A 23,402-nucleotide genomic window follows, 5' to 3' on the forward strand; every position below is an offset into this window, starting at 1 on the left:
TCCGCCGGGAATCAGATGCGTTCGACGATCGTCGCGATGCCCATGCCGCCGCCCACGCACAGCGTGGCGAGGCCGTACCGCTTGTCCTGGCGCTCCAGTTCGTCGACCAGGGTGCCCAGCAGCATCGCGCCGGTCGCGCCGAGCGGGTGGCCCAGGGAGATCGCGCCGCCGTTGACGTTGACCTTGTCCAGGGAGATGCCCATGTCCTTCGCGAAGCGCAGGACGACCGCCGCGAAGGCCTCGTTCATCTCGAAGAGGTCGATGTCGTCGACGGTCAGGCCGGCCTTCGCGAGCGCCTTGCGGCTGGCGGGGGCGGGGCCGGTGAGCATGATGGTGGGCTCGGAGCCGGAGACGGCGGCGGAGACGATCCGAGCGCGCGGGGTGAGCCCGTAGCGGTCGCCGACCTCCTTGGTGCCGATGGCGACCAGGGAGGCGCCGTCGACGATGCCGGAGGAGTTGCCCGCGTGGTGGACGTGGTCGATCTTCTCGACCCAGTGGTACTTCTGCAGGGCCACGGCGTCGAAGCCGCCCAGGTCTCCGATGTCCGCGAAGGACGGCTTCAGCCTGGCGAGGGAGTCGGCGGTGGTGCCCGGGCGCATGTGCTCGTCGTGGTCGAGGACGACGAGCCCACTGCGGTCCTTGACGGGCACGAGGGACCGCTCGAAGCGGCCCTCCTTCCAGGCCGTGGCCGCCCGCTCCTGGGAGAGCGCCGCGTACTCGTCGACGTCACGCCGCGTGAAGCCCTCGATGGTGGCGATGAGGTCGGCGCCGATGCCCTGCGGCACGAAGTTGACGGCCAGGTTGGTCATCGGGTCGTTGAACCAGGCGCCGCCGTCGGAGGCCATCGGCACCCGGGACATGGACTCGACGCCGCCCGCGAGGACCAGGTCCTCGAAGCCCGAACGGACCTTGGCGGCGGCCATGTTGACGGCTTCCAGGCCCGACGCACAGAAGCGGTTCTCCTGTACGCCCGCGACCGTGTCCGGCAGTCCGGCGGCGATCGCGGCGATCCGGGCGATGTCGGAGCCCTGGTCGCCGACCGGGCCGACGACGCCCAGCACGATGTCGTCGATCGCGGCCGGGTCCAGGCCCGGGAAGCGGTCGCGGATCTCGTGGATGAGTCCGACGACCAGGTCGATGGGCTTGGTGCCGTGCAGTGCGCCGTTCGCCTTGCCTCGGCCGCGCGGGGTGCGGATCGCGTCGTACACGTACGCTTCGGTGCTCACAGGGAAGCCTTTCGAATGAGGGTCAGCCCAGCAGGGAACGGCCGATGATCTCCTTCATGATCTCGGTCGTACCGCCGTAGATGGTCTGGACGCGGCCGTCGGTGAACGCCCGGGCCACGGGGTATTCGGTCATGTAGCCGTAGCCGCCGTGCAGTTGGAGGCAGCGGTCGGCGACCCGCTTCTGCAGCTCGGTCGCCCACCACTTGGCCATGGACGCGTGCACGGCGTCGAGTTGACCGTTCGCGTGCTCCTCGATGCAGCGGTCGAGGAAGGTGCGGGTGACAGTGCACTCGGTGGCCATCTCGGCTATCTCGAACCGGATGTGCTGCTTGGTGGCGAGCGGCCGGCCGAAGGCCTCCCGCTCCTTGACGTAGTCGGTGGTGATCTCCAGGACGTGCTCGGCCGCGGCGATCGCCGCGACACCGATGTGCAGGCGCTCCTGGGCGAGGTTCGTCATCAGGTGCACGAACGCGCCGTTGAGCTCCCCGAGCAGGTTCTCCTTGGGGACGCGTACGTCGGTGAAGAACAACTCGGCGGTGTCCTGCGCCTTCTGGCCGATCTTGTCGAGGTTGCGACCGCGCTCGAAGCCGGCCATGTCCCGCTCGACGACCAGCAGTGACAGTCCGCGCGCACCGCCCTCCGGCGTGGTCCTGGCGACCACGATCACCAGGTCGGCGAGGATCCCGTTGGAGATGAACGTCTTGGAGCCGTTGAGCAGCCAGTGGTCGCCCTTGTCCTCGGCGTGCGTCAGGATGCCCTGGAGGTCGGATCCTGCGCCGGGCTCGGTCATCGCGATGGCCGTGATCAGCGAGCCGTCGCAGAAGCCGGGCAGCCAGCGCCGCTTCCGCTCCTCGGTGGCGAGGCCGGTGAGGTAGGGGCCGATGATGTCGTTGTGCAGGCCGATGGCGATCCCGGGGGCGCCCGCGCGCGTGAACTCCTCGGCGAGTACGGCGCTGTAGCGGAAGTCGAGGGTGCCGCCGCCCCCGTACTCCTCGGGTACGGCGAGTCCGAGCAGCCCCTGCTTGCCGGCCGCGCGCCAGGCCTCGCGCGCGACGATGCCGTCCTTCTCCCACTGCTCGTAGTGCGGCAGCACTTCCCTGGCCAGGAAGGCACGCACGGTCTCGCGGAAGGCGTCGTGCTCGGGGGCGAAGATCTGGCGCTTCATGCGAGGTCCTTGGTCAGGTCGGGTACGTCCCAGTCGCGCGCCACCTCGGCGGTGTCCGCGCCTGGTTGGGCCGGCCCGGTGCGGACGGTCGTGGGGGTCGCGGAGAAGCGGGGCGCGGGGGCCGGCTGGGTGATGCCGCCGTGGTCGGTGAAGGTGCCGCGGGCGGCGAGGTGCGGGTGGTGCGGGGCCTCGCCGAGCGACAGGACGGGCGCCACGCACGCGTCGGTGCCCTCGAAGACGGCCGTCCACTCCTCGCGCGTACGGCTGCGGAAGCGCGCGGCGACGGCCTCCCGCAGTTCGCCCCAACGGGCCCAGTCCTTGCGGGCGTCGGCCTGGTCCGGGATGCCGAGGAGGGTCACGAACTCCGCGTAGAACTGCGGCTCCAGGGCGCCTACCGCCATGTACTTGCCGTCGGCGGTCTCGTAGGTGCCGTAGTACGGGCAGCCGCCGTCCAGGAGGTTGGCACCGCGCCGGTCCTGCCAGCCGCCCGCGGCCACCATGCCGTGGATCATCGCCGCGAGGTGGGAGGCGCCGTCGACGATCGCGGTGTCCACGACCTGGCCGGCGCCGCTCACGCGCGCGTGGTGGAGGGCGGCGAGGACGCCGACGACGAGATAGAGGGAGCCGCCCGCGTAGTCGCCGAGGAGGTTGGCCGGGACGGCCGGCGGCCGGTCCGGTTCGCCGATCATGCCGAGGGTGCCGGTGACGGCCAGGTAGGCGATGTCGTGGCCGGCGCGGTGGGCGAGGGGGCCGTCCTGCCCCCAGCCCGTCATGCGGCCGTAGACGAGGCGCGGGTTGCGGGCGTGGCAGGCCTCGGGGCCCACGCCGACGCGCTCGGCGACACCGGGGCGGAAGCCCTCGATCAGGATGTCGGCGCGTTCGGCGAGGTCGAGGACGCGGGCGGGGCCGTCCGGGGACTTGAGATCGACGATTACCGACCGCTTGTTGCGGTTGGTGACGTCGTAGTCGGGGTTGATCCCCAGTCCCACGCCGCCGGGGCGGTCCACGCGCACGACGTCGGCGCCCAGGTCGGCGAGGAGCATGGCGGCGAAGGGTCCCGGCCCTATCCCGGCCAGCTCGACCACGCGCACGCCGACGAGCGGGCCCTGCCCTGGCGTCGTTGCCATCCAGCCCCCAGAGGTGTGACACAACTGATGTAACACCAGTGATGCTAAGAACACGTTCCATCAAGCACAAGCCCGAACGAGCAAGCGCTTAGACATTTTTCCGACACCGGCTTCACCGATTCAGCACCGGCCCCGCCGACTCGGTACCGGCCCCACCCTCAGGGACCCGGCACCGCTCAGCGCTCGTCCAGCTCCGCTGTCAGCCGCTTCGGCGCGATCGTGCGGTAGCTCTCCTCCACCCAGTCGCACAGCAACTCCGCGACCGGCGCCCCCTTCTCCGCCAGCGGCACCCGCACCCAGCCCGCCTTGCCGAGGCCGTACCCGGCGGGCTCGGCACCCGGGGAGGTCAGGGCGTGGGCGTGCGCCTCCTCGTCCTTGAGCTTCACGGTGAGGGCCAGTGGATAGCTGCCGTCGTCGACGCCGAGGAAGACGAACACCTTCTTGTTGACCTTCGCGACGCTCTCGCCCCAGGGGAACTCCTCGACGGCACCCGGCAGCCCCAGGGCGAACTCGCGTACTTTCTCCCACTTCTTCAGGGCATTCCTGTCCACCTCCACCTGCACACCTCCGGGCTCGTCGTCGGGCTCCGCACCCTTCACGCTAGCCTCGGCCACCGACAACGGCGCGCGCCGCGGACCGAGGGGTGTCATGAGCAGGCTGAACAGGACGGACCGTCCGTACGACATCGTTCTCTTCGGAGCCACCGGCTTCGTCGGAACGCTGACCGCGGAGTACCTCGCCGCGCACGCGCCGGAGGATCTGCGCTGGGCGATCGCGGGCCGCGACGAGGAGAAGCTGGAGCGGCTGCGCGAGCGACTGCCCGGCGGAGGGAAGGTCGGGGTGCTGCGGGCGGACGTCGCGGATCCCGGCTCGCTGCGTGAACTCGCCCAGAACGCGCGCGTGGTGGCGACGACGGTGGGCCCGTATGTGCTGCACGGCCAGGATCTGGTGGCCGCGTGCGCCGAGAGCGGCGCGGACTATCTCGACCTCAGTGGCGAGCCCGAGTTCGTGGACCTCACCTATGTCCGGCACGACGCACGCGCGCGTGAGACCGGCGCCCGGCTGGTGCACGCCTGCGGTTTCGACTCGGTGCCGCACGACCTGGGCGCGTACTTCACGGTCCGGCAGTTGCCGGAGGGGGTGCCGCTGACGGTCGACGGGTACGTGACGACGAACGCGATGTTCTCGGGCGGCACGTTCGCCTCGGCGCTCAACCAGTTCGCGCGCGTGCGGCCGATGCTGACCGCCGAACGGGACCGCAGGCGGCACGAGCCCCGGCTGGTGGGCCGCCGGGCGCTGGCACCGACGGGGGCTCCGCACTTCGCGAAGGAGGTCGGTGCGTGGGCGCTGCCGCTGCCGACGATCGACCCGCAGATCGTGCGCCGGTCGGCGCGGGCGCTGGAGCGTTACGGTCCCGACTTCCGCTACCGGCACTACGCGGCCGCACGGCATCTGCCCGTCGCGGTGGGCGGGATCGCGCTCACCGGCGGGATCTTCGCGGCCGCCCAACTACCGGCTGCCCGGCGCTGGTTGTCCGACCGGCTCAAGCCCGGGGACGGGCCGAGCCCGGAGAGGCGGGCGAAGAGCTGGTTCACGGTGCGCTTCGTCGGCGAGGGCGGTGGCCGGCGGGTGTTCACGGAGGTCGCGGGCGGCGACCCGGGCTACGGCGAGACGGCGAAGATGTTCGCCGAGTCCGCGCTGTCCCTGGCGTTCGATGACCTGCCGCCGACGTCCGGTCAGGTCACCACGGCGGTCGCGATGGGCGACGCGCTGACCGAGCGACTGCGCACGGCCGGTCTCACCTTCCGGGTGGTGGCGAGTTGGTGATCCGGCCTGTGGGACCAGCGCCGGGGCCGTCGTCGCGGACCTAGTGCTGCTCCGCGGAAGTTCGTGGAGGGTGTTGGGTCCGATCAGGAGGTCTTGAGTGGGCTGCCGTCGTAGGTCCACTTGTACGGCTTCGCGGTTTCGTTGCGGCCGATGACGTAGCTCTCCAGCTTCTCGATGAGGTCATCGCGGCTGGAGAAGTCACCATGTCGCAGCACGCGGCGGGTCAGGACCGAGAAGAACAGTTCGATCTGGTTCAACCAGGAGGCGTGCGGCGGGGTCCAGTGCACGGTCCAGCGCGGGTGGTCGGCCAGCCACTTCTTGGTGTGCTTCGCGGTGTGCGAGGAGCCGTTGTCCAGGACGACGTGAATGTCCTGGCCTGGGGCGATGACCGTGTCGAGCCGGTCGAGGAAGGCGGTGAACGTCACCGCGTCGTTGCGGGCGATGATCTCGGTCAGGACCTCGCCGGTGCGCACATCCAGGGCGGCGACCAGGGAGGCGGTGCCGTGGCGACGGTACTCGAACTCCTCCCGTGCGGGCTCGCCCGGCCCTGCGGGACGGCCGGGGTGGCGCCTGGAGCGGGCGGCGATCGCGGTCTTCTCGTCGATGGACAGCACCACCGCTCCTTCGGGCGGGTCGCGGTACAGGTTGCACACGTCCGCGACGTGGTCCCAGAAGTCGGGGGTGTCGCGGCGGGTGAGCCAGCTGCGGATGCGGTGCGGCTTGAGGTCCAAGTCGGCCAGGATCCGGCCGACTTGGGAAGCGGAGATGGTGGCGGAGACGGTGCTGGCGACCCGGGCGGCGATCGTGCGGTGCGACCAGGTCGCCTCCGGGTGCGGAGGCGCGCTGGTGGCAGCGGCCACGACTGCCACCCTCACCAGGGGCCCGAACGTCTTGGGCCGGCCCGAGCGGGCAGCGTCCTTCAACCCTTCGAGGCCCTTGGCGGCGAACCGTCCACGCCACTTGCGGACCGTGTTCACGCTCACCGCCAGCTCCCGCGCGACGGCCCTGTTACTCAGTCCCTCAGCCGCCGCGAGCACGATCCGCGCCCGCAGCACCGCCCGCACCTGCGCTTTCGAGGAGACCGCTGTACGGACCAGACGCTCGCGCACCGTCTCGTCCACCTCCACCACGACCGCCTCGCCCATCCCCGCCACACCCTCGCCCGCCCCGACCAAAGTGATGATCATGGCGTATCCAGGGGGCGGCCCGGCAGTATGGACCCGTGCCGAAGAATCCACCCGAGTCCATGCAGGACCACCTGCGCCACCGCCTGAACGCTCGCGCCAAGGAACGCTGGCCCCAGCTCACCCGCATCCAGGTGCGCTTCCGCTCCGGATTCGCCTACGTGGCGGGGGAATTGCCGAACGAGGAGGAACCACTGCCCCTGTGCCGCCTGCGCTTCACCGGCGTCCTGCACACCTGGGGCTTCGCCCTCTACCTCGCCAGTCGCGGCAAGTACGAGGACAACTTCCTGCCCACCGGGCTGCCCTTCGGCTCACCCGAAGACGCCCTGGACTGCGCCTGCGGCTTCTACCTCGGCGACCCGACGCCCTGAGTGGGGTGACGTCAGCAAACGTGGCTCTTCTCGCCGTTGCCGACGCCCTCGGTGGGAGCGGGCTGCGGGACCGGTTCGAATAGGGTTGGTGGCACGGGGGACGTGGCGAGGAGGGCTGCGATCCTCGGGATCTGAGCCGCCACGCTCGCGCTGTGCTGCGTGAACGCCTCGATCGAGGCGAACACCTGGATGGCCAGCAGCGGTCCGTCCGCGTCGCCGCGCGCGCGGTGCACCGAGTAGTGCAGGCACCCAGGTTCGGCACGGATCTGCGGCGCGAGTTCGGCCAGCACCTCGACGAGGTCCTCGCGTCGTCCGTTCTTGGCCTCCATCGTGGACACGGCAACGACCGTGCCGGTGCTGACGGGCTGGGCGCCCTGGAGCAGTGCCAGCGCCTGGTCCGCCTCGGCCCGACCGCGCAGCAGGATCTCCCGGCCGTCCACCGCTGCTGCGGCCGAGACCGCGACGGCGACCGCACCTACCTGGTCGGCACTGACCCGGTCCGGATCGCCGGAGTCGGCCAGGCGGGTCCTGACCGGCCCGAGGACCAGGGCGAAGACTCGCTGCCGTCCTGCGGCCTCGGCCTGCAGGACCTGCCGCATCATCAACAGGGCGGCCTGCTCCATGCTGACCAAGCCGCTGCCGGGTACCGGCGTGAGCGCGGATTCCCCGACGATCAGCGTGTAGGCGCCGCCGGCGTTCAGCCGGGGCAGGAAGGCCCGCAGGACGGCAACGTGCGCGGCGGCGAGCCCGACGAAGGCGCTCTGCCAGTCGCTCTCGTCGATCTCCCAGAGCCGCTTGCCGGCCCACCACCCACCGATCGGGGCCACTACGTCGTCGATGCCGCCGAGCCTGCGCTGCATCTCGTCGGCAAGCTGCTCGGCGCCGGCGAACGTCGTGTAGTCGTGGACCACCAGGTGCAGGTGGTCGGTCGCCGCGTCACCGAGCACGCGCCGGAACTCCTCCGCCCGCTCCTGGGTGCGGGTCGGGACGAGGACGTCCGCGCCGGCGGCGAGGTAGCTGCGGACGACACCCTCGCCCACGGCTCCGGTGCCGCCCGGAACGACAACCCGGCGCCCGGGCAGGTCGGGAAGTGTGGTGATGCTGTGCATGGGGCTACTCCTCGGGAGCGGTGAGGGGCAGTGGACCGGCGATCCGCCACTGATCCCGCTCACGTGTTGGCCAAACCAACGTTGGCTTGTCCAACATAGCAGGCATGTGTTGGGGTGGCCAACAGTTAGGATGGGGAAATGGCGGACATGGATCACGCATTGCAACCCCCGGCCCGACTGCGAGGGCTAGCCAGCTGGCAGGCGAGCAAGGTGTCGACGCTCGGCGCCCGGCTGACCGCGCGACGCATGCCGCTGGGCGCCCGCGCCGATTTCGCCGTACTGGCGGCACTGGAGGAGTACGGGGCGCTCAGCCAGGCCGAGATCGGGCGGCGCCTCGGCCTTGACCGCAACGACGTCAGCGGCATCCTCAACCGCCTGGAGGACTGCCGCCGGGTCGACCGCCAGGCCGACCCCGCCAACCGGCGCCGCAACGTCGTCACCCTCACCGCCGCCGGAAGGCGGCATCTCGAACAACTCCAACAGCACGCCGATGCCGTCCAGGCCGAACTCCTCGCCGGCCTCGACACCGCGGAACAACGCCAGCTCCAGGCCCTACTCGCCAAACTGCTCGACAGCCACAAGCCCCAACCGGCCTAGGTGACAGCTACCGGGACAACAACCTGCCCAACGGACTGCCCGTCGGCTCTCCCGAGGTGGAGCCCTCCGCTGCGCAGAAGGCCTACACCTCGGCGGATCGGCCGCCCCTCAACGCACTTCCGCGGAGCAGCACTAGAGGGCTAGAGCGTCCACCCGGCGACCGTGTAGATCATCCCGCCGATCCAGCCGATCCCTGCCAGCACGGCGAGGACCAGCGCGAGGTTCACGACCCGCTCGACGGGACGGTTCGGGTCCGCGAGGGGCTTCGGGTCGCGGCGGCTCGTCATACGGCGGGTCGTCATGCGGTGCGTCGTCATGGCGCACAGCCTGCCGATCGGGAGGGCGCGTCCACATCCGTACAGATACTCAGTCCGGGTACTCAGTTCACGCCCGCCCCTCACCCATCCTGCGTCGCGGCGCTCACCTCTCCCGTCGCCGCCCGCAGCGCGCTGCGGCACAGGGCGTCCGCCTTGCGGGTCGTCTCCGGGAGGCGGAACGAGGGGGTCAGGGCGAGCACGTGCGCGCAGGCGTTGTCGAGGCCCGTGCGGTGGCCGACGGACACGAAGACCGGCTTGACGCCGTCCCGCGTGCGCAGGGCGCGGCCGACCTCCTCGGTGCCCGCGAGGAGCGGGGACGTGCTCCCGCGCGGGGCGCCCGGTTCGTCGTACGCGAAGGTGAACGGGTTCTTGGCGACACCGATCGTGGGCAGGCCGGTCAGGACGCCGAGGTGGGCGGCGAGGCCGAAGCGGCGCGGGTGGGCGAGGCCATAGCCGTCGCAGACGACCAGGCCGGGCGGGCAGGGCAGCGCTTCGAGGGCGGCCAGGACCGTGGGGATCTCACGGAAGGCGAGCAGGCCGGGGACGTACGGGAAGGAGACCCGGCCGACGGCGGTGGCCTCGGCGACGACGTCCAGGGTCGCCGCGTCCAGGACGACGGCCGCCGCCGCGACGACGTCCCGTTCGTCGTCGTAGGCCACGTCGACGCCGGTCACACGACCGGTCCCGGGCGCCGGTCCGGGCTCGTCGAGCACCACCTGGGCGCGCAGTTCGTCCTGGACGGCGCGGGCCTGCTCCTCGGTCGCGGGCCAGCCCGCGGGAATGCGTACGGTCGTCATGGTGGGGACGAGCGTACGGTTCCCGGTCGGGCCGGCCGGCGCTCAGGTCAGCTCTTGCCGCCCAGCGCGCGCTGCAGCTGGCCCTTGTTCATGTCCGAACGGCCTTTGACACCCCGGCGTCTGGCCTCGGCGTAGAGCTGGTCGTACGTGGGCCCCTGGGCGCCCTTGCCCGACCGCTGCCCGCCGCGCCGGCCGGAGGACATGTCCTCGGTCGAGACGCGGCTCGCGGTCTTCGACTCGCCGGAGCGGGCGCGTTCCTTGTTGACGGTGCGCGCGGCGATCTCCTCCGCGCGCCCCGTGCTCTCTCCCCGGTCCTTCGCACTCTGCTTGATGTGCTCGTACTGGCGTTCCCGCTTGGGGCTCGAACCGCGTGGCATGGTCGTCACTCCTCTCGGCGTCGACGCCCGGGTACCCCCGTTTCCGGCGGATGCGTCATCGCTCCAGGCGGGCCACCCGACCCAGCTCGCCGGCGGCCCAGCAGGCGCGGTCGGCGGTGCAGTCCACGGTGTCGTACGAGCCGGTGTCGACGGTTCGCCAGGTGCGGCCGCCGTCCGTGGTCAGGTCGGTGCCGGTGGGGCCGACCGCGAGGGCGGTGGTGCGGCTGTGCGCGAGCCAGGCGGCGCCGGAGCGGTAGGCGGGCGGCGGCCGGCCGGCGGGCTGCCAGGTGCGGCCCGCGTCGGCGGTGCGGGCGGCGGCCAGCGGTGAGGTCTGGTCGGGCCGGTAGTCGCCGCCGACCGCGAGACCGTGGGTGCGGTCGCGGAAGGCGAGCGCGAAGACGCCCTTGTTCGGGTCGCCCGCCGGGATCGGCGTATCGGTGGCCGTCCAGTGCACTCCACGGTCCGAGGAGTGCAGCACGCGCGCGTGGGCGCCGCCCCCGGTCGCCAGCCAGACGTCCGACGGGCCCGAGGAGACCAGGCACTGCCCACTGGCGGCGAACCCGGCCTCACCGGCCAGGGCGGCGGGCATGCCGGCGTTCGGGAGCACCTTCCAGGAGCGGCCGCCGTCGCCGGTCGACAGGATGCGGAACTTTCCGTCCACCGGGTCGCTCATGGCGAGGCCGTGGCGGCTGTCGAAGAAGGTCAGGCAGTCGTAGAAGGCGGCGGCGTCGGTGTTGCGGAAGGACTCCGTCCAGGTCCGGCCGGCGTCCTCGGTGCGGTAGACGCGGGACGCCTCGCCCTCACCGATGGCCAGCACCACGGCGCGCCGCGCGTCGAACGCCTCGATGTCCCGGAACTGCAGCTCGGCCGCGCCCGGCGGCGAGACGTTCCGCCACTTCTTCCCGCCGTCGGTGGTGCGCAGCACCGTACCCCCGGTGCCGGCCACCCAGGCGGTGTCCCGGTCGACGGCCGCCAGGCCCCGGAAGCGCACGCCGGCGGCCCCGGTGTCCTTGAGCTCCCAGTGCGGCGCCCGGTGCTGCGGCTCGTGCGCCTGCGCCGGTACGGCGGTCAGGGCGGCCAGTGCCGCCGCGCTCACCGCCCCCGCCGCCACCGTGCGAACCGTACGTCTCATGCGTCGCGTCTTCCCCATGCGCCTCATGGCGGGCGAAGCTAGCTCACTGCCGGGGTGCCGTCCAGATGGCCGCCGGCGCCCCGGCGCACGTCCCGTGGTCCGCCGCAAGGGCCCGTCGCGACCCGGCAGGCCGACTATTTCACTTCCGTGAATGAAATCGGTGACGGAGGTCACTAGCAATTTGTGTGCACTCATTGACCGATTCCGACGTCTCTTCCATTGGCCGGCTTTATCCGTCGACCCGCCCGTCCAGCCGTCACGAGGGAGCAAGGCGTTGATCACCGTCATCGAGCAGCCCGTGGAGGCCCGCCTCGTCGCGGCCGCTCCGCGCATGCCGAGCATCCCGGCCAAGCTGCACTACGACCGCCGCGACCCGTTCGCGATCCGTATGACCTTCCCGGCCCCGGCCACCCTGGAGGGCGTGGAGGTCTGCTGGACCTTCGCGCGCGAACTCCTCTCGGCCGGCCTGCACGGCGCCGAGGGCACCGGCGACGTCCGGGTGCGGCCGTACGGATACGACCGCACCGTCCTGGAGTTCCACGCCCCGGAGGGCACCGCGGTGGTGCACGTCCACTCCGAGGAGATACGCCGGTTCCTCCAGGCCACCAGCGACCTCGTGCCCGTGGGCTTCGAGCACCTGCACCTCGACCTCGACCACGACCTGGCCGAACTGATGCGGGACGCCTGCTAGCGCGTCAGCGGAAGGGACCGTCGCTCGCGAAGGCGTGGGCGGCGAAGCGCTTGCCCATCCGGCGGTACGCGGCCGCGGTGGGGTGAAGGCCGTCGGCCAGGTCGTCCGCCTCGTCCGGACCGAGCAGCTCCAGTCCGTCGAGATGGTGGAGATGGGGATCGGAGGCCCGCCGTGCCGCCACGATCCGGGCCAGCTCGGCACGGACCACCGTCAGTGACAACGCCCCGCCGGCCACATCGGCCGGGTCGCCCAGGGCGGTGACCCTCCCGTCGGGGCCCATCGAGGTCGGGCCGGGAACCTCCTCCAGTGCCGGACAGCTCACCGGAGAGATCAGCAGCAGCGGGACGTCCGGGTGCCCGTCGCGGATCGTGTCGAGGAATCCGTGCACCGCCGGGCCGAACGTCCGCAGCCGGAAGGCGCACAGGCTCGCGATGTTGATGCCCACCTTGAGGCTGATCAGGTCGGCGGGCATGTCACGGATGGTCCGGGCGACATACGGATCCAGCAGCGCGTTGCCCGCCTGGCTGAGGTTGATCACCTCCACGCCGCCGAGCGCGGCCGCCACCACCGGCCAGGTCCCGGTCGGACCGTCGGCCTCGATGCACTGGCTGATGGAACTGCCGTAGTGCACCCAGTTGCGCCGACCGTCCGCGAGCGGTGCCAGCACCTCGCCGTCGGCGCGCAGTGCCACCAGTTCCGTGGGGGTCTGCTGGGGCAGCCACAACTCGACGTTCTTCATCCCGGCCTGCAGCCCGACGAACCGTACGGTCCCCGGCTCGCCCGGGATCAGTCGCTGCTCCGCCCCGGGGCCCGCCATGCGCAGCACGTTGCCCACCGGTGCCCGCCGACGCCCCGCCAGAGCGCCGTCCACCAGCAGCTCCAGCATCCCGGGCGGGCGAGGGTGGGGGTCACCGTCGAGCTGTCCGGTGGAGGTGAGCACCTCGAACTCCAGTGAGCGGGCGTCGGTGCGGAACACCAGCCGTACTCCCGACGGCATCAGGGTCACGCCGTAGACCGACGGGTCCTGATACTGATCCTTGGTCCACGCGGGCAACCGACGCGGCATCACGCCCACCCGCGTGGTCTCCAGGTCCAGGGCGCCCCGGAACTCGACAGGACCGCCCACCAGTGGAACCCCTCGCATGGCCACCGCAACCGCTCCTGTCCTGGGTCGATGTGCTCCGCGGAGGGCGTCGGAGAAGGCTCCGGGAAGGCCCTACTCCCCCGACTCCGCAGGCACCGGCGTGACCACCGTACGCACCTCGTCGAGCACCTTCCGCAGCCCGGGCACGCCCGCCCCGGCGTGCGCGGCCAGTGCCTCGGCGCGCTCCCGGTCCTTGACCGGGGTCAGGGTGCTCAGCTCGGCCGCGGCGGCCAGGACGGCGGCGGTCGCGTCCCGCTCCGGGACCTCCGCGACGGGGCCCGGTCCGTCCAGGACCTCCTGGGTCTCCTCGCGCAGGGCGGCCACGTCGGCGACCCGGTCCAGCCGGTGCTCCACGCCCGGGAAGACGCCGAGGACCCGCTTGCGCTCCGTGCGCAGATAGCCCTCGGCGGTCAGCTGCTCCCGCAGGGCGTCCGCCGTCTCGCGCGCGTGCAGCGTGACCCACGCACGCCAGCCGTGCGGCCGGGACTCGCGGACCAGTTCCAGGAGCTCGTCGAGGGGGTCGTCCCCGGTCAGGGCGTCCATGTCGACGGGCGTGACGATGTCCTCCTCGTCGACGAGGAGGCCGCGCCGGGCCAGTTCCACCAGGGCGCCGGCCCGGGCTAGCGGGGCGGCGCCGGCGGCCTCGCCCGTCTCGGTGTCCCAGGCGACCAGATAGAGCAGGGCGGGGAGCGAGAGCGAACCGTCGGACACGGGGGTCTCCTTCAGGGGGCGGTCGGGGGCTCACGTTAATTCGTTGACAGCGATCGGGCGCGTTCGTACCGTTGGTGACGTCCTGTTGCCGTCGATTGGAGAAGGACGTTGCTCGTCTGAGGTTCTGAGACACCGAGCCACCCACCCATCTGTGGTGTGTGCGCCGTGTGCGACCTCGGCATTCGAGCCGTCCCGACGGAGCGGGGCCTTTTCATGGCCCCAGGACTGTGTCCCGCTCGCTCCCTCCCCGTCGCCGCCACCGGTGTCTCGATACGCGTTTGCCCATCACCGCATCAAGCAATCGCGAGGCGCCCTTATGTCTACGACCATGTCCATCACGTGTACGTCCCTCTCCTTCGCCTGGCGCGACGGCACCCCCGTCTTCGAGGACCTCGACGTCGCCTTCGGTCCCGGCCGGACCGGGCTCGTCGGGGTCAACGGCTCGGGGAAATCAACCCTGTTGAAGCTGATCGCCGGTGAACTCACGCCGGCCGACGGCCTCGTGCGGGTCGCGGGCGAGGTCGGCTACCTGCCGCAGAACGTCACGCTCGACACCCGGCTGCGTGTCGACGAGGCCCTCGCCATCGCCGCCCGGCGGGCCGCGCTGCACGCCATCGAGGCGGGTGACGTGGCCGAGGAGCACTTCGAGACGGTCGGCGACGACTGGGACGTGGAGGAGCGCGCGCTCGCCACGCTCGGCGAACTCGGGCTCGGCCACATCGAGTTGGACCGCACGGTTGGCGAACTCTCGGGCGGCGAGTCGGTGCTGCTGCGTCTTGCGGCCCTGCTGCTGCGCCGCCCCGACGTGCTGCTCCTGGACGAGCCGACCAACAACCTCGACCTGTACGCGCGCCGGCGGCTGTACGCGGCCGTGTCGTCCTGGTCCGGCGTCATGGTCGTGGTCAGCCACGACCGTGAACTCCTCGACCTGGTCGACCAGATCGCCGATCTGCGGGCCGGGGAGGTCACCTGGTACGGCGGCAACTTCTCCGCGTACGAGGAGGCGCTGGCCACCGAACAGGAGGCGGCCGAGCGCATGGTGCGGGTCGCGGAGTCCGATCTGCGCAAGCAGAAGCGCGAACTGGCCGACGCCCAGGTCAAGTTGGCGCGCCGTAAGCGGTACGGGCAGAAGATGTGGGACCAGAAGCGCGAGCCGAAGATCGTCATGGGAGCACGCAAGCGCGCGGCGCAGGAGTCCGCGGGCAAGCACCGCATCATGCACGAGGAGCGGATGGCCGAGGCCAAGGAGCGGCTCGACGACGCAGTGGAGGCCGTACGGGACGACGACGAGATCCGCGTCGACCTGCCGCACACGGCCGTACCGCCAGGCCGTACCGTCCTCACCCTGCTGGACCTGGAGCTGGCGTACGGCGCGCGCGTGGCGGGCGGGCTCGATCTGCGCGGTCCGGAGCGGGTCGCGCTGATCGGGCGCAACGGCGCGGGCAAGACGACGCTGCTGCGCACGATCGCCGGGGAGCTGGCGCCGGTGTCGGGCGAGGCGCACGCGCACGTGCCGCTGCGTTTTCTGCCGCAGCGGCTCGACGTCCTCGACGGCGAGCTGTCGGTCGCCGAGAACGTGGCCCGGTTCGCGCCGGGCGCCACCAACAACCGGATCCGGGCCCGGCTGGCCCGCTTCCTGTTCCGGGGCGCCAAGGCCGACCAGAAGGCGGCGACCCTGTCCGGCGGCGAACGCTTCCGGGCGGCGCTGGCCGCGCTGATGCTGGCCGAGCCGGCCCCGCAGCTGCTCATGCTCGACGAGCCGACCAACAACCTCGACATGGCGAGCGTGCGGCAGCTGACGACCGCGCTGGAGTCCTACGAGGGGGCGCTGATCGTGGCCTCCCACGACCTGCCGTTCCTGGAGTCGATCGGCATCACGCGCTGGCTGCTGCTGGACGGCGAGCTGCGCGAGACGGAGCCGGAGGAGGTCGGGTGAGCGCGTTGCAGGAGGGGCACAGCCTGACAAGGGGGGTTTTCTACCTGCGTGACGGCCCTGCATGATGGCCGGACCGGGCTCGCACCACGGGCCCGGTCCGCCGTCCCGCCGTGAGGAAGTCCTGTCGTGCCCAGCAAGAAGGTCCTCGTCCGCCGCCCGAGCCCGCGCCTCGCCGAAGGTCTGGTGACGCACGTCGAGCGGGAGAAGATCGATGCCGACCTCGCGCTGGAGCAGTGGGAGGCGTACGGGGAGACGCTGCGCGCGCACGGCTGGGAGACCTTCGAGGTGGACCCGGCCGACGACTGCCCCGACTCGGTGTTCGTCGAGGACACCGTCGTCATGTACAAGAACGTCGCGCTGATCGCCCGCTCCGGCGCGGAGTCCCGGCGCGAGGAGACCCTCGGGGTCGAGGAGGCCGTGGCCCGTCTCGGCTGCTCGGTCAACTGGATCTGGGACCCGGGCACGCTGGACGGCGGCGACGTCCTGAAGATCGACGACACGATCTACGTCGGCCGGGGCGGCCGGACCAACGCGGTCGGCGTCCAGCAGCTGCGGGCCGCCTTCGAACCGCTCGGAGCGCGGGTCGTCGCCGTGCCGGTGAGCAAGGTGCTGCACCTGAAGTCGGCGGTCACGGCGCTGCCCGACGGGACGGTCGTCGGGCACATCCCGAAGGTGGACCGCCCGTCCCTGTTCCCGCGCTTCCTGTCCGTCCCCGAGGAGTCGGGCTCGCACGTGGTGCTCCTCGGCGGCGACAAGCTGCTGATGGCGGCGAGCGCGCCACTGACGGCCGAGCTGTTCGCCGACCTCGGTCACCAGCCGGTCCTGGTGGACATCAGCGAGTTCGAGAAGCTCGAAGGCTGTGTGACTTGCCTCTCGGTCCGACTCCGCGACCTGTACGCCTGATGGGTGATCGTGTCACCCGTACGGCCCTGGGACCTGCGGGTCCTGAGGCTTTTTGGCATACCCCCGAAAGACCGGGGCACATGGCCTGAACAGGGATCTTTACGCCCTGCTTAACCTACGGCATCGTAACCTACGGATACGTAGCCTACGATGCCGTAGGTTCCGGCAACCGCTCGCCGGACCCACCCGGTTCCGTTCCGCTCTGTTCCGCCTTTATTGCCCGTCCCCCTGGAGTTCCCGTGACGATCACCTCCCCGCACCTCGGCAGCCCTTCCGTCTGGACCGACGCCCGACTGCTGTACGCGCTGGAGGAAGTGGTCGAGAAGGAACTCAACCGACACCTGAGTGTCACCAAGGACTGGATGCCGCACGAGTACGTGCCGTGGACGGACGGCCGTAACTTCCCCGGCATTTTCGACGACGGCGAGGCCTGGGACAAGGGGCAGTCGAAGGTCACCGAGATCGGCCGCATCGCGCTGGTCGTCAATCTGCTGACCGAGGACAACCTCCCCAGCTACCACCACGAGATCGCCTCGCTCTTCGGCCGCGACGGCGCCTGGGGCACCTGGGTGCATCGCTGGACGGCCGAGGAGGGCCGCCACGGCATCGTGATGCGCGACTACCTGCTCGCCTCGCGCGCGGTGGACCCGGACAAGCTGGAAGCGCTGCGCATGGCCCACATGAGCGAGGGCTTCGAGTCGGACAACCGGCACTCGATGCTGCACTCGGTCGCCTATGTCGCCTTCCAGGAGCTGGCCACCCGCGTCTCGCACCGCAACACCGGCCACCAGTCCGGCGACCCGGTCTGCGACCGCATGCTGGCCCGCATCGCGACCGACGAGAACCTCCACATGGTCTTCTACCGCAACCTCCTGAAGGCCGCCTTCGACCTCGCCCCCGACCTCACCATGCAGGCGGTGCGGGACGTCGTGGTGAACTTCCGGATGCCCGGACACGGGATGCCCGGCTTCGAGCGGTCCGCCGCGCAGATGGCGATCGGCGAGGTCTACAACCTGCGCATCCACCACGACGACGTGATCCAGCCGGTGCTCCGCTACCTGAAGGTCATGGACATCGACGGCCTCGGCCCCGAGGGCCAGCAGGCGCAGAGCGAACTCGGCATGTACATGGGCGGCCTGGACGCCGAGGCCTCCAAGTTCGACGAGAAGCTCGCGGCCCGCAAGGTCCGCATGGCGGCGCGCGCCGCGGGCTGACGACACGCACGCACGCGCGTGGGCCGACGGCACACGCACGCGGCCGGTACGGGAACGTCCGTACCGGCCGCGTCGTCGTCTGCGTCGGGACAGGCCGTGCGTCAGGGGCGGTTCCGCCTGAGTTCCAGTCGTTCCTTCTCCGACAGGCCGCCCCAGACACCGAAGCGCTCGTCGTTCGCCAGGGCGTAGTCGAGACAGGCGGAGCGCATCTCGCACATGCCGCAGATGCGCTTCGCCTCACGTACCGAGCTGCCCGGCTCGGGGAAGAAGAACTCCGCCCCGGTCTGCGCGCAGAGCGCCTGGGCCTGCCAGCCGGGGTCGGCCGGGGTGATGGTGTCGATGTGCATGGCGAGATCGTGCCGGAAGGCGAAAAACGTTCGATCAACGCGGGATCAACGCCATGCCCCAAGGCCTCCGGCCACTCGATGGTGACCCACCGCACACGGCAGCGCACGGCGGCGCGCGGCATGACACGGTGGGTTGTCAAAACCACGGAGTCGGTGCCGGTACCCCAGGTCCATACGCGTCCTTCACGCCGGTACGGCGGCGATTGTCAGTGTGCGGTGCAAGACTCGGCAGAGCAGAGAACGGGACCCTTCCGAGGAGGGCGCACATGCTCACCACCCGTTTCGTCAACGGCGCACCGAACTGGATCGATGTCGGCACATCCGACATCGACGGCGCCATCTCCTTCTACGGCGGTGTCTTCGGCTGGCGGTTCCAGTCGGCGGGACCCGACGCCGGTGGTTACGGCTTCTTCCAGCTGGACGGGAAGACCGTGGCCGGCGGCATGCAGACGACGCCCGAGCAGGGACCGCCCTCCTGGACCGTCTACTTCCAGAGCGCGGACGCGGAGGCCACCGCGAAGGCGGCCGAGCAGTCGCACGGCGGCGTGCTCATGCAGCCGATGGACGTGATGGGCGAGGGCCGCATGGCGATCCTCGCGGACAAGGCGAGCGTGCCGTTCGGCATCTGGCAGCCGGGCCGGCTCAAGGGCGTCGACGTGGCGAACGAGCCCGGTTCGCTGTCCTGGGTCGAGCTCTACACGCCGGACATCGCGGCGGCGGCCTGGTTCTACCACGAGACGCTCGGCCTGGAGACGGCCGCGGTGGACTTCCCGGGCGGCACGTACACGACGGTCAACCCGGCCGGGGCCGACGAGGACGCCATGTTCGGCGGCATCGTCCCGCTGGCCGACGACCCGACCGAGGACACGGCGTACTGGCTGCCGTACATCGAGGTCGAGGACGTGGACGCCGTGGTCGCCAAGACGCGGGAGCTGGGCGGCGCGATCCGCGTCCCCGCCATCGACATCGAGGGCGTCGGCCGCGTCGCCAAGCTCGCCGACCCGTACGGGGCACGCTTCGCGGTGATCAAGAACGCACAGCAGCCGGGCTGAGCGAGCGGAGCCGAGGCGACAGAGCTGAGGGGGACAGACCTACGCGGAGGCGCGCCGTACCAGTGTCGTCGGCAGGACCACGCCGGACGGCGCGCCCTCCGAGTTCTCGCCGGTCCCGACGATCCGGAGATTCTCGGTGCTCACGAGGTTCCCGGCGGTCTCGCCACCGCCGCGATGGTCGAGTCGGCCCAGCAGCAGACGGGCCATCAACCGGCCCATCTCCTCGATGTCCTGACGGACCGTCGTGAGCGGCGGGTCGGTCTGCTCGGCCACCGGGCCCACGTCGTCGAAGCCGATCACGGCGACGTCCTCCGGCACCCGCCGCCCGCGTTCGCGCAGCACCCGCAGCGCGCCGGCCGCGCTGAGGTCGTTGGCGGCGAACACGGCATCCAGGTCGGGGCGGCGGTCCAGCAGCTCCCGCATCGCCTGCTCGCCGCCGGCCGGAGTGAAGTCGCTCTCGACGATCAGCCGCGGGTCGACGTCGGTCATGACGTCCCGGAAGCCGTCGAGCCGGTCCGCCGCGGACGTCTGGTCCAGCGGGCCGGTGATGTGCGCGACGCGGCTGCGGCCGAGGCCGACGAGATGGCGTACGGCCGTACGGGCGCCGTCGCGGTTGTCGCAGTCGACGTACACCGGGCCGCCCTTGCCGTCGCTCCAGCCGGGCCGGCCGCCGAACACGGTCGGCACTCCGGCGTGCTGGATCAGGCCGGGCAGCGGGTCGTCGAGGTGCAGCGAGAAGACGAGGGCGCCGTCGACATGGCCGCCGGCCAGATACCGGCCGACGCGCGCGTGGTCGTCGCGGCCCTCGATGAGCAGCAGCACGAGCTGGTTGTCGTGGGCGGTCAACTCCTTGCTGATGCCGCGCAGTTGCAGGGCGAAGAAGGGGTCGGCGAAGACCCGGGTCTCCGGCTCGGCGATGACCACGGCGACGGCGTCGTGGCGCCGGGTCACCAGGCTGCGCGCGGCCTGGTTCGGCACGTACCCGAGCTCATCGACCGCCTTGCGCACCCGCGCGACGAGCGGCTCCCTGACCCCGTCCCCACCGTTCACCACCCGGGAAGCGGTGGCCCGCGAGACCCCGGCCCGCGCGGCCACGGCCTCCAGCGTGGGACGTGGTGCGGTGTCGCTCACTTCGGGGCCTCCTCGGTGGTTGCGGATCAGGATAACGCCCGGTGGGGCACGGGGAGAGAGCGCTCTGGCATCAGGAGAAATCGGGTTGCGCGGCCGGCCGGAGCGAGCCGAGGATCACCGTATGACGATGCGAAAGGCCCATGGCCGCTGACCGCCTGACCAGGTACGCCCGCCTCCCCCGGGCCTACCACGACCGAACGCTCCTGCACAGCACGGTCGACGCGTTCGGGCGCGCGCACTGGCTGCTGCGCGGCTCGGCCGAGCCGGACGGCCCGTACGACGCGGTGGCCGTCACCATCGAGGACGGCCGTGCCCAGGAGACGCACCTCAGCGCGGTACGCCCGCACCATCCGCTGATCGACGCCCTGCCGGACGGCGGCTTCGTGCTCGCCGACATCCGCAGCAAGGCGGGCGACGACCAGGTGCAGGTCTTCGACGCGCTGGGGCGACCGTCCTGGCACTTCCGGGTCGGCGACGGCATCGAGCACCTCCTGGCCGACGAGTCCGGCGACCTCTGGGTCGGCCACTTCGACGAGGGTGTCCTGGGCGACCGTCTCAGCGAAGCGGGCGTACGCCGCTGGAGCAGCACGGGCACACCGCTGTGGGCGTATCAGTCGACGGCCGGTGCGGACAGCATCCTCGACTGCTACGCCCTCAACGTCGACCGGCGGGCGACCTGGGTGTACCCCTACACCGGCTTCCCGCTCCTGGAGGTTCGGGACGGCCGGGTGGTGCGAGTGCGGACCACGCCGGTCGGGTACGCGCACGGTGTCGTCGTGCACGGCGAGCGCGTCGCGTTCTTCGGCGGTAGCCGAGACACGCAGGACCGGCTGGTCACCGGCACCCTCACCGAGACCGCCGTCGAACCCGGGGCGGAGACCCGCCTGACGCATCCGGACGGCACCGTCCTCGGCCGCCGCCGTGTGGTCTGCCGCGGCTCCCGTCTCTACGTCCAGCCGGAGCCGTTCACCGAATGGCTCCTCCTCGATATCGGCAACGGCGGCGACATCGGCATCGTCTGATCCGCGCCGCACGCCCCCGCCCCTCACGCCAGCAGATCCACCCGCCGCCCCACCCCGTCCCGCACCGCCCTCTCGTACGCCACCCAAGCCAGCGCCAAGTCCTGCCACGGCAACCCCACCGGCGCGTACACGGACCGAGTCTCCTCGCTCGCCCGTCCGGGATGTTCGCCCCGCAGCACCTCGCCCAAGGTCGCGTCGGCGGCCGTCGCCGGGAGGCCGGCCGCCGCCAACGCGCCCATGCCGGCGGCGAGTTCGCGGTCGTCGACGACGAGCAGGGCGTTGTCGAGCAGGTCGGCGGCGAGTTCCTGTTTGCCGGGCTCGTCCGCGCCGAGGCTGGTGAAGTGCTGTCCGGCGCGGGTGTCCGCGAGCTTCAGCAGCGGTTGCCTCGACCAAGTGGCCAGCAGCAGGGTGTCGGCGGTCGCGGCGGCCTCCGTTGCCGAGCCGACCGCCCGGCCTCCGTGCCGTGCGGCGAAGGCGGCGGCGCGCTCGTCGTCCGTGTCGTGGACGACGAGGTCCGGGTACGGGCGCCCCAGGGCGCGCAGCCCGCGGAGCATCAACTCGGCCTGTGCGCCCGCGCCGATCACGCCCGCCGAGTCGCCAGGGCAGGCGAGGAGGTCGGTGCCCAGGGCCGCCGCGAGGCCGGTTCGCCACGCGGTGACCGTCGCCGAGTCGAGGAGGGCGAGGAGTTCGCCGTCCGCCCCGGCGTGCAGGCAGATCACCCCGCGCAACGCGGGCCGGGCGCCCGGGAACTTGGCGTTGACCTTCACCGTGTAGGCCTCGATGCCGGGCAGCAAACCAGGGATCAGCGCGGTGGCCGTGCCCGGGAACGGCAGGTCCGTCCGCACCCGCTGCCCCACGACCGCCCCCGTCGGCGCCCGAAATCCGGCTCGAAGCGCGCCGAGGCAGTCCTCGACGTCCAGTACGGATTCCAGATCACTTCGCGTCAGTACAAGCGTCACCCGTCCATGATCCGTCAGTGCGCGTGCTGGTCGCTCACATCGTGCTGCTCATGGTCGTGCGGGTCGTACCCGGGGATCGTGCCGTCCGCCTTCTTCACCAGGAACAGCCCCACCATCCCCATGTCGGAGTGGCTCTGGACATGGCAGTGGTACATCCACGCGCCCGCCCCGACGCCCTCCCCCGCGATCACCTGGAAGCCGAAGGAGTCCGCCGGGCCGACGATCTTGTTGTCGACGACCTGGCTGGGGTCGTCCGGGCCGGTCAGCAGGCCCGTGCGGTTGTCCGCCCAGCGGTGCCCGTGCATGTGGAACGTGTGGTAGTACTCGCCGTGCGTGATCATCACGAACTCGACCCGGTCGCCCACGGTCGCCTCGAAGTCGGGCCCGGAGTGCGCGGGTTGGTTGTTGATGCTCATGTCGTTGAAGACGATCGTGTACGTCCGGTCCGGCAGGACGTCTCCCTTGCGGCGCACGATCACCGGGCCGTAGAGGCCGTTGCGGATCCCGCCGGTGCCGTGCTCGGTGCCGACGACGTGGTCGTGGTAGTGCCAGTAACCGGCGCTGCCCGCCCGCCAGGTGCCGTCGGCGCGGCGGCCCGGCGCGTGGGTACGCCAGGTGTAGGTGCGGGTGCCGCCGGGCTCGACGTCGCTCCGGTTCAACCTGGTGCCGTCGCTGGAGACTTCGTAGTCCAGGCCGTGCACGTGCAGGCTGGCGGCCACGTCCATGGTGTTCTCGAACTCGATGTGCAGCGTGTCGCCCTCGTTGAGTTCGATGAGCGGCCCGGGGATCGAGGCCTTGCCCTTCTCCAGGCCGTAGCCCATCTGCCCGCCGGTCAGCCGCTCGGCGTACAGCTTGATGCGTTTGACCTCTCCCCCGGCCGGGGCGGTCTTCGCCGGAGCGGCGGCGCTCACGGCCTCCGGCGCGAGGGACAACGATGTCGCGACGACCGCTCCGCCGAGCAGCACCCGCCGGTTGAACCCGCGTCTGTCCATGCGGAACTCCCCACCCTGGTAAGGAATTTGCGGAGGTGTACCTGTGATGAACCTGTGAGACGGTAGCCGCC

Annotated in this window: 25 protein-coding genes; 9 read left to right on the plus strand and 16 right to left on the minus strand. The window is 71.3% G+C overall.

What is annotated here, in order from left to right; genetic code table 11:
* Positions 1-11: 11 nt before the first annotated feature.
* From M2283_RS01190 to M2283_RS01205, 4 genes are all read right to left on the minus strand, one after another.
* Positions 12-1,226 carry an acetyl-CoA C-acetyltransferase gene (locus M2283_RS01190; protein ID WP_280874007.1) on the minus strand — a complete coding sequence of 405 codons (1,215 nt, stop codon included), beginning with the start codon at positions 1,224-1,226 and terminating at the stop codon, positions 12-14.
* A 22-nt stretch (positions 1,227-1,248) separates the two neighbouring features.
* A complete protein-coding gene (locus M2283_RS01195; RefSeq protein WP_280874008.1) occupies positions 1,249-2,391 on the minus strand; it encodes an acyl-CoA dehydrogenase family protein in 1,143 nt (380 codons plus the stop codon).
* On the minus strand, positions 2,388-3,518 hold the full coding sequence (locus M2283_RS01200) for a CaiB/BaiF CoA transferase family protein (protein WP_280874009.1): 1,131 nt from the start codon (positions 3,516-3,518) through the stop codon (positions 2,388-2,390). Before M2283_RS01200 ends, M2283_RS01195 begins: the two co-directional genes overlap by 4 nt.
* 176 nt (positions 3,519-3,694) lie before the next feature.
* Positions 3,695-4,075, minus strand: a complete 381-nt coding sequence (locus M2283_RS01205) for an MmcQ/YjbR family DNA-binding protein (RefSeq protein WP_280874678.1) — start codon at positions 4,073-4,075, stop codon at positions 3,695-3,697.
* Positions 4,076-4,166: 91 nt separating this feature from the next.
* Here M2283_RS01205 and M2283_RS01210 point away from each other — a divergent pair, with 91 nt between their 5' ends.
* A complete protein-coding gene (locus M2283_RS01210) occupies positions 4,167-5,345 on the plus strand; it encodes a saccharopine dehydrogenase family protein (RefSeq protein WP_280874011.1) in 1,179 nt (392 codons plus the stop codon).
* Between the two features lie 83 nt (positions 5,346-5,428).
* Here M2283_RS01210 and M2283_RS01215 read toward each other — a convergent pair whose 3' ends face one another.
* The gene (locus M2283_RS01215; protein ID WP_280874012.1) at positions 5,429-6,532 is read right to left on the minus strand and encodes an IS630 family transposase; all 1,104 of its coding nucleotides are present in this window, start codon (positions 6,530-6,532) and stop codon (positions 5,429-5,431) included.
* A gap of 35 nt (positions 6,533-6,567) precedes the next feature.
* On the opposite strand from M2283_RS01215, the gene M2283_RS01220 reads away from it, so the two are divergent.
* Positions 6,568-6,900 (plus strand): hypothetical protein, encoded by a 333-nt coding sequence (locus M2283_RS01220; protein WP_280874013.1) that lies wholly within the window; start codon positions 6,568-6,570, stop codon positions 6,898-6,900.
* Between the two features lie 11 nt (positions 6,901-6,911).
* On the opposite strand, the gene M2283_RS01225 is transcribed toward M2283_RS01220, so the two are convergent.
* A complete protein-coding gene (locus tag M2283_RS01225; protein WP_280874014.1) occupies positions 6,912-8,009 on the minus strand; it encodes an SDR family oxidoreductase in 1,098 nt (365 codons plus the stop codon).
* Between the two features lie 138 nt (positions 8,010-8,147).
* Here M2283_RS01225 and M2283_RS01230 point away from each other — a divergent pair, with 138 nt between their 5' ends.
* A complete protein-coding gene (locus M2283_RS01230) occupies positions 8,148-8,606 on the plus strand; it encodes a MarR family transcriptional regulator (protein WP_280874015.1) in 459 nt (152 codons plus the stop codon).
* Between the two features lie 140 nt (positions 8,607-8,746).
* Here M2283_RS01230 and mmpA read toward each other — a convergent pair whose 3' ends face one another.
* From mmpA to M2283_RS01250, 4 genes are all read right to left on the minus strand, one after another.
* Positions 8,747-8,893, minus strand: a complete 147-nt coding sequence (mmpA, locus tag M2283_RS01235) for a morphogenic membrane protein MmpA (protein WP_401712917.1) — start codon at positions 8,891-8,893, stop codon at positions 8,747-8,749.
* A 110-nt stretch (positions 8,894-9,003) separates the two neighbouring features.
* Positions 9,004-9,720: an endonuclease V gene (locus tag M2283_RS01240; RefSeq protein ID WP_280874016.1), complete on the minus strand. Its 717-nt coding sequence runs from the start codon at positions 9,718-9,720 to the stop codon at positions 9,004-9,006.
* A 47-nt stretch (positions 9,721-9,767) separates the two neighbouring features.
* The gene (locus M2283_RS01245) at positions 9,768-10,097 is read right to left on the minus strand and encodes a plasmid stabilization protein (protein WP_280874017.1); all 330 of its coding nucleotides are present in this window, start codon (positions 10,095-10,097) and stop codon (positions 9,768-9,770) included.
* A gap of 55 nt (positions 10,098-10,152) precedes the next feature.
* The gene (locus M2283_RS01250; RefSeq protein ID WP_280874018.1) at positions 10,153-11,229 is read right to left on the minus strand and encodes a WD40/YVTN/BNR-like repeat-containing protein; all 1,077 of its coding nucleotides are present in this window, start codon (positions 11,227-11,229) and stop codon (positions 10,153-10,155) included.
* Positions 11,230-11,503: 274 nt separating this feature from the next.
* On the opposite strand from M2283_RS01250, the gene M2283_RS01255 reads away from it, so the two are divergent.
* Complete coding sequence (locus M2283_RS01255) at positions 11,504-11,920, plus strand: SsgA family sporulation/cell division regulator (protein ID WP_280874019.1); 417 nt, start codon at positions 11,504-11,506, stop codon at positions 11,918-11,920.
* Between the two features lie 4 nt (positions 11,921-11,924).
* Here M2283_RS01255 and M2283_RS01260 read toward each other — a convergent pair whose 3' ends face one another.
* Together M2283_RS01260 and M2283_RS01265 are read right to left on the minus strand one after the other, a co-directional pair.
* Positions 11,925-13,064 carry a GDSL-type esterase/lipase family protein gene (locus tag M2283_RS01260; protein WP_280874020.1) on the minus strand — a complete coding sequence of 380 codons (1,140 nt, stop codon included), beginning with the start codon at positions 13,062-13,064 and terminating at the stop codon, positions 11,925-11,927.
* 72 nt (positions 13,065-13,136) lie between these two features.
* A complete protein-coding gene (locus tag M2283_RS01265; RefSeq protein WP_280874021.1) occupies positions 13,137-13,775 on the minus strand; it encodes a GOLPH3/VPS74 family protein in 639 nt (212 codons plus the stop codon).
* Between the two features lie 328 nt (positions 13,776-14,103).
* On the opposite strand from M2283_RS01265, the gene M2283_RS01270 reads away from it, so the two are divergent.
* From M2283_RS01270 to M2283_RS01280, 3 genes are all read left to right on the plus strand, one after another.
* Entirely contained in the window at positions 14,104-15,711 is a 1,608-nt protein-coding gene (locus tag M2283_RS01270; protein ID WP_280874022.1) for an ABC-F family ATP-binding cassette domain-containing protein, read from the plus strand.
* A gap of 126 nt (positions 15,712-15,837) precedes the next feature.
* The gene (ddaH, locus tag M2283_RS01275) at positions 15,838-16,614 is read left to right on the plus strand and encodes a dimethylargininase (RefSeq protein ID WP_280874023.1); all 777 of its coding nucleotides are present in this window, start codon (positions 15,838-15,840) and stop codon (positions 16,612-16,614) included.
* A 239-nt stretch (positions 16,615-16,853) separates the two neighbouring features.
* A complete protein-coding gene (locus M2283_RS01280; RefSeq protein ID WP_280874024.1) occupies positions 16,854-17,828 on the plus strand; it encodes an acyl-ACP desaturase in 975 nt (324 codons plus the stop codon).
* A gap of 101 nt (positions 17,829-17,929) precedes the next feature.
* On the opposite strand, the gene M2283_RS01285 is transcribed toward M2283_RS01280, so the two are convergent.
* Positions 17,930-18,175 (minus strand): WhiB family transcriptional regulator, encoded by a 246-nt coding sequence (locus M2283_RS01285; RefSeq protein WP_280874025.1) that lies wholly within the window; start codon positions 18,173-18,175, stop codon positions 17,930-17,932.
* 266 nt (positions 18,176-18,441) lie between these two features.
* On the opposite strand from M2283_RS01285, the gene M2283_RS01290 reads away from it, so the two are divergent.
* Positions 18,442-19,227 carry a VOC family protein gene (locus M2283_RS01290; RefSeq protein WP_280874026.1) on the plus strand — a complete coding sequence of 262 codons (786 nt, stop codon included), beginning with the start codon at positions 18,442-18,444 and terminating at the stop codon, positions 19,225-19,227.
* A gap of 39 nt (positions 19,228-19,266) precedes the next feature.
* Here the strand turns inward: M2283_RS01290 and M2283_RS01295 are convergent, their stop codons facing one another.
* Complete coding sequence (locus M2283_RS01295; RefSeq protein WP_280874027.1) at positions 19,267-20,358, minus strand: LacI family DNA-binding transcriptional regulator; 1,092 nt, start codon at positions 20,356-20,358, stop codon at positions 19,267-19,269.
* Between the two features lie 140 nt (positions 20,359-20,498).
* Between M2283_RS01295 and M2283_RS01300 the strand changes: the two genes are divergently transcribed.
* Entirely contained in the window at positions 20,499-21,380 is an 882-nt protein-coding gene (locus M2283_RS01300; RefSeq protein WP_280874028.1) for a hypothetical protein, read from the plus strand.
* 23 nt (positions 21,381-21,403) lie between these two features.
* On the opposite strand, the gene M2283_RS01305 is transcribed toward M2283_RS01300, so the two are convergent.
* Positions 21,404-22,339, minus strand: coding sequence for an ornithine cyclodeaminase family protein (locus M2283_RS01305; RefSeq protein ID WP_280874029.1), 936 nt, complete (start codon positions 22,337-22,339; stop codon positions 21,404-21,406).
* Positions 22,340-22,353: 14 nt separating this feature from the next.
* Positions 22,354-23,331: a multicopper oxidase domain-containing protein gene (locus tag M2283_RS01310; RefSeq protein WP_280874030.1), complete on the minus strand. Its 978-nt coding sequence runs from the start codon at positions 23,329-23,331 to the stop codon at positions 22,354-22,356.
* Positions 23,332-23,402: the final 71 nt, after the last annotated feature.

The organism is Streptomyces pseudovenezuelae, assembly GCF_029892565.1.
Classification (GTDB): Bacteria; Actinomycetota; Actinomycetes; order Streptomycetales; family Streptomycetaceae; genus Streptomyces; species Streptomyces pseudovenezuelae_A.

Coding starts and splice junctions, on each gene's coding strand:
- M2283_RS01195 (WP_280874008.1), bottom strand. CDS start 2,391: ATGAAGCGCCAGATCTTCGCCCCCGAGCACGACGCCTTCCGCGAGACC.
- M2283_RS01200 (WP_280874009.1), bottom strand. CDS start 3,518: ATGGCAACGACGCCAGGGCAGGGCCCGCTCGTCGGCGTGCGCGTGGTC.
- M2283_RS01210 (WP_280874011.1), top strand. CDS start 4,167: ATGAGCAGGCTGAACAGGACGGACCGTCCGTACGACATCGTTCTCTTC.
- M2283_RS01215 (WP_280874012.1), bottom strand. CDS start 6,532: ATGATCATCACTTTGGTCGGGGCGGGCGAGGGTGTGGCGGGGATGGGC.
- M2283_RS01225 (WP_280874014.1), bottom strand. CDS start 8,009: ATGCACAGCATCACCACACTTCCCGACCTGCCCGGGCGCCGGGTTGTC.
- M2283_RS01230 (WP_280874015.1), top strand. CDS start 8,148: ATGGCGGACATGGATCACGCATTGCAACCCCCGGCCCGACTGCGAGGG.
- mmpA (WP_401712917.1), bottom strand. CDS start 8,893: ATGACGAGCCGCCGCGACCCGAAGCCCCTCGCGGACCCGAACCGTCCC.
- M2283_RS01240 (WP_280874016.1), bottom strand. CDS start 9,720: ATGACGACCGTACGCATTCCCGCGGGCTGGCCCGCGACCGAGGAGCAG.
- M2283_RS01245 (WP_280874017.1), bottom strand. CDS start 10,097: ATGCCACGCGGTTCGAGCCCCAAGCGGGAACGCCAGTACGAGCACATC.
- M2283_RS01250 (WP_280874018.1), bottom strand. CDS start 11,229: ATGAGACGTACGGTTCGCACGGTGGCGGCGGGGGCGGTGAGCGCGGCG.
- M2283_RS01260 (WP_280874020.1), bottom strand. CDS start 13,064: ATGCGAGGGGTTCCACTGGTGGGCGGTCCTGTCGAGTTCCGGGGCGCC.
- M2283_RS01270 (WP_280874022.1), top strand. CDS start 14,104: ATGTCCATCACGTGTACGTCCCTCTCCTTCGCCTGGCGCGACGGCACC.
- M2283_RS01285 (WP_280874025.1), bottom strand. CDS start 18,175: ATGCACATCGACACCATCACCCCGGCCGACCCCGGCTGGCAGGCCCAG.
- M2283_RS01290 (WP_280874026.1), top strand. CDS start 18,442: ATGCTCACCACCCGTTTCGTCAACGGCGCACCGAACTGGATCGATGTC.
- M2283_RS01300 (WP_280874028.1), top strand. CDS start 20,499: ATGGCCGCTGACCGCCTGACCAGGTACGCCCGCCTCCCCCGGGCCTAC.
- M2283_RS01310 (WP_280874030.1), bottom strand. CDS start 23,331: ATGGACAGACGCGGGTTCAACCGGCGGGTGCTGCTCGGCGGAGCGGTC.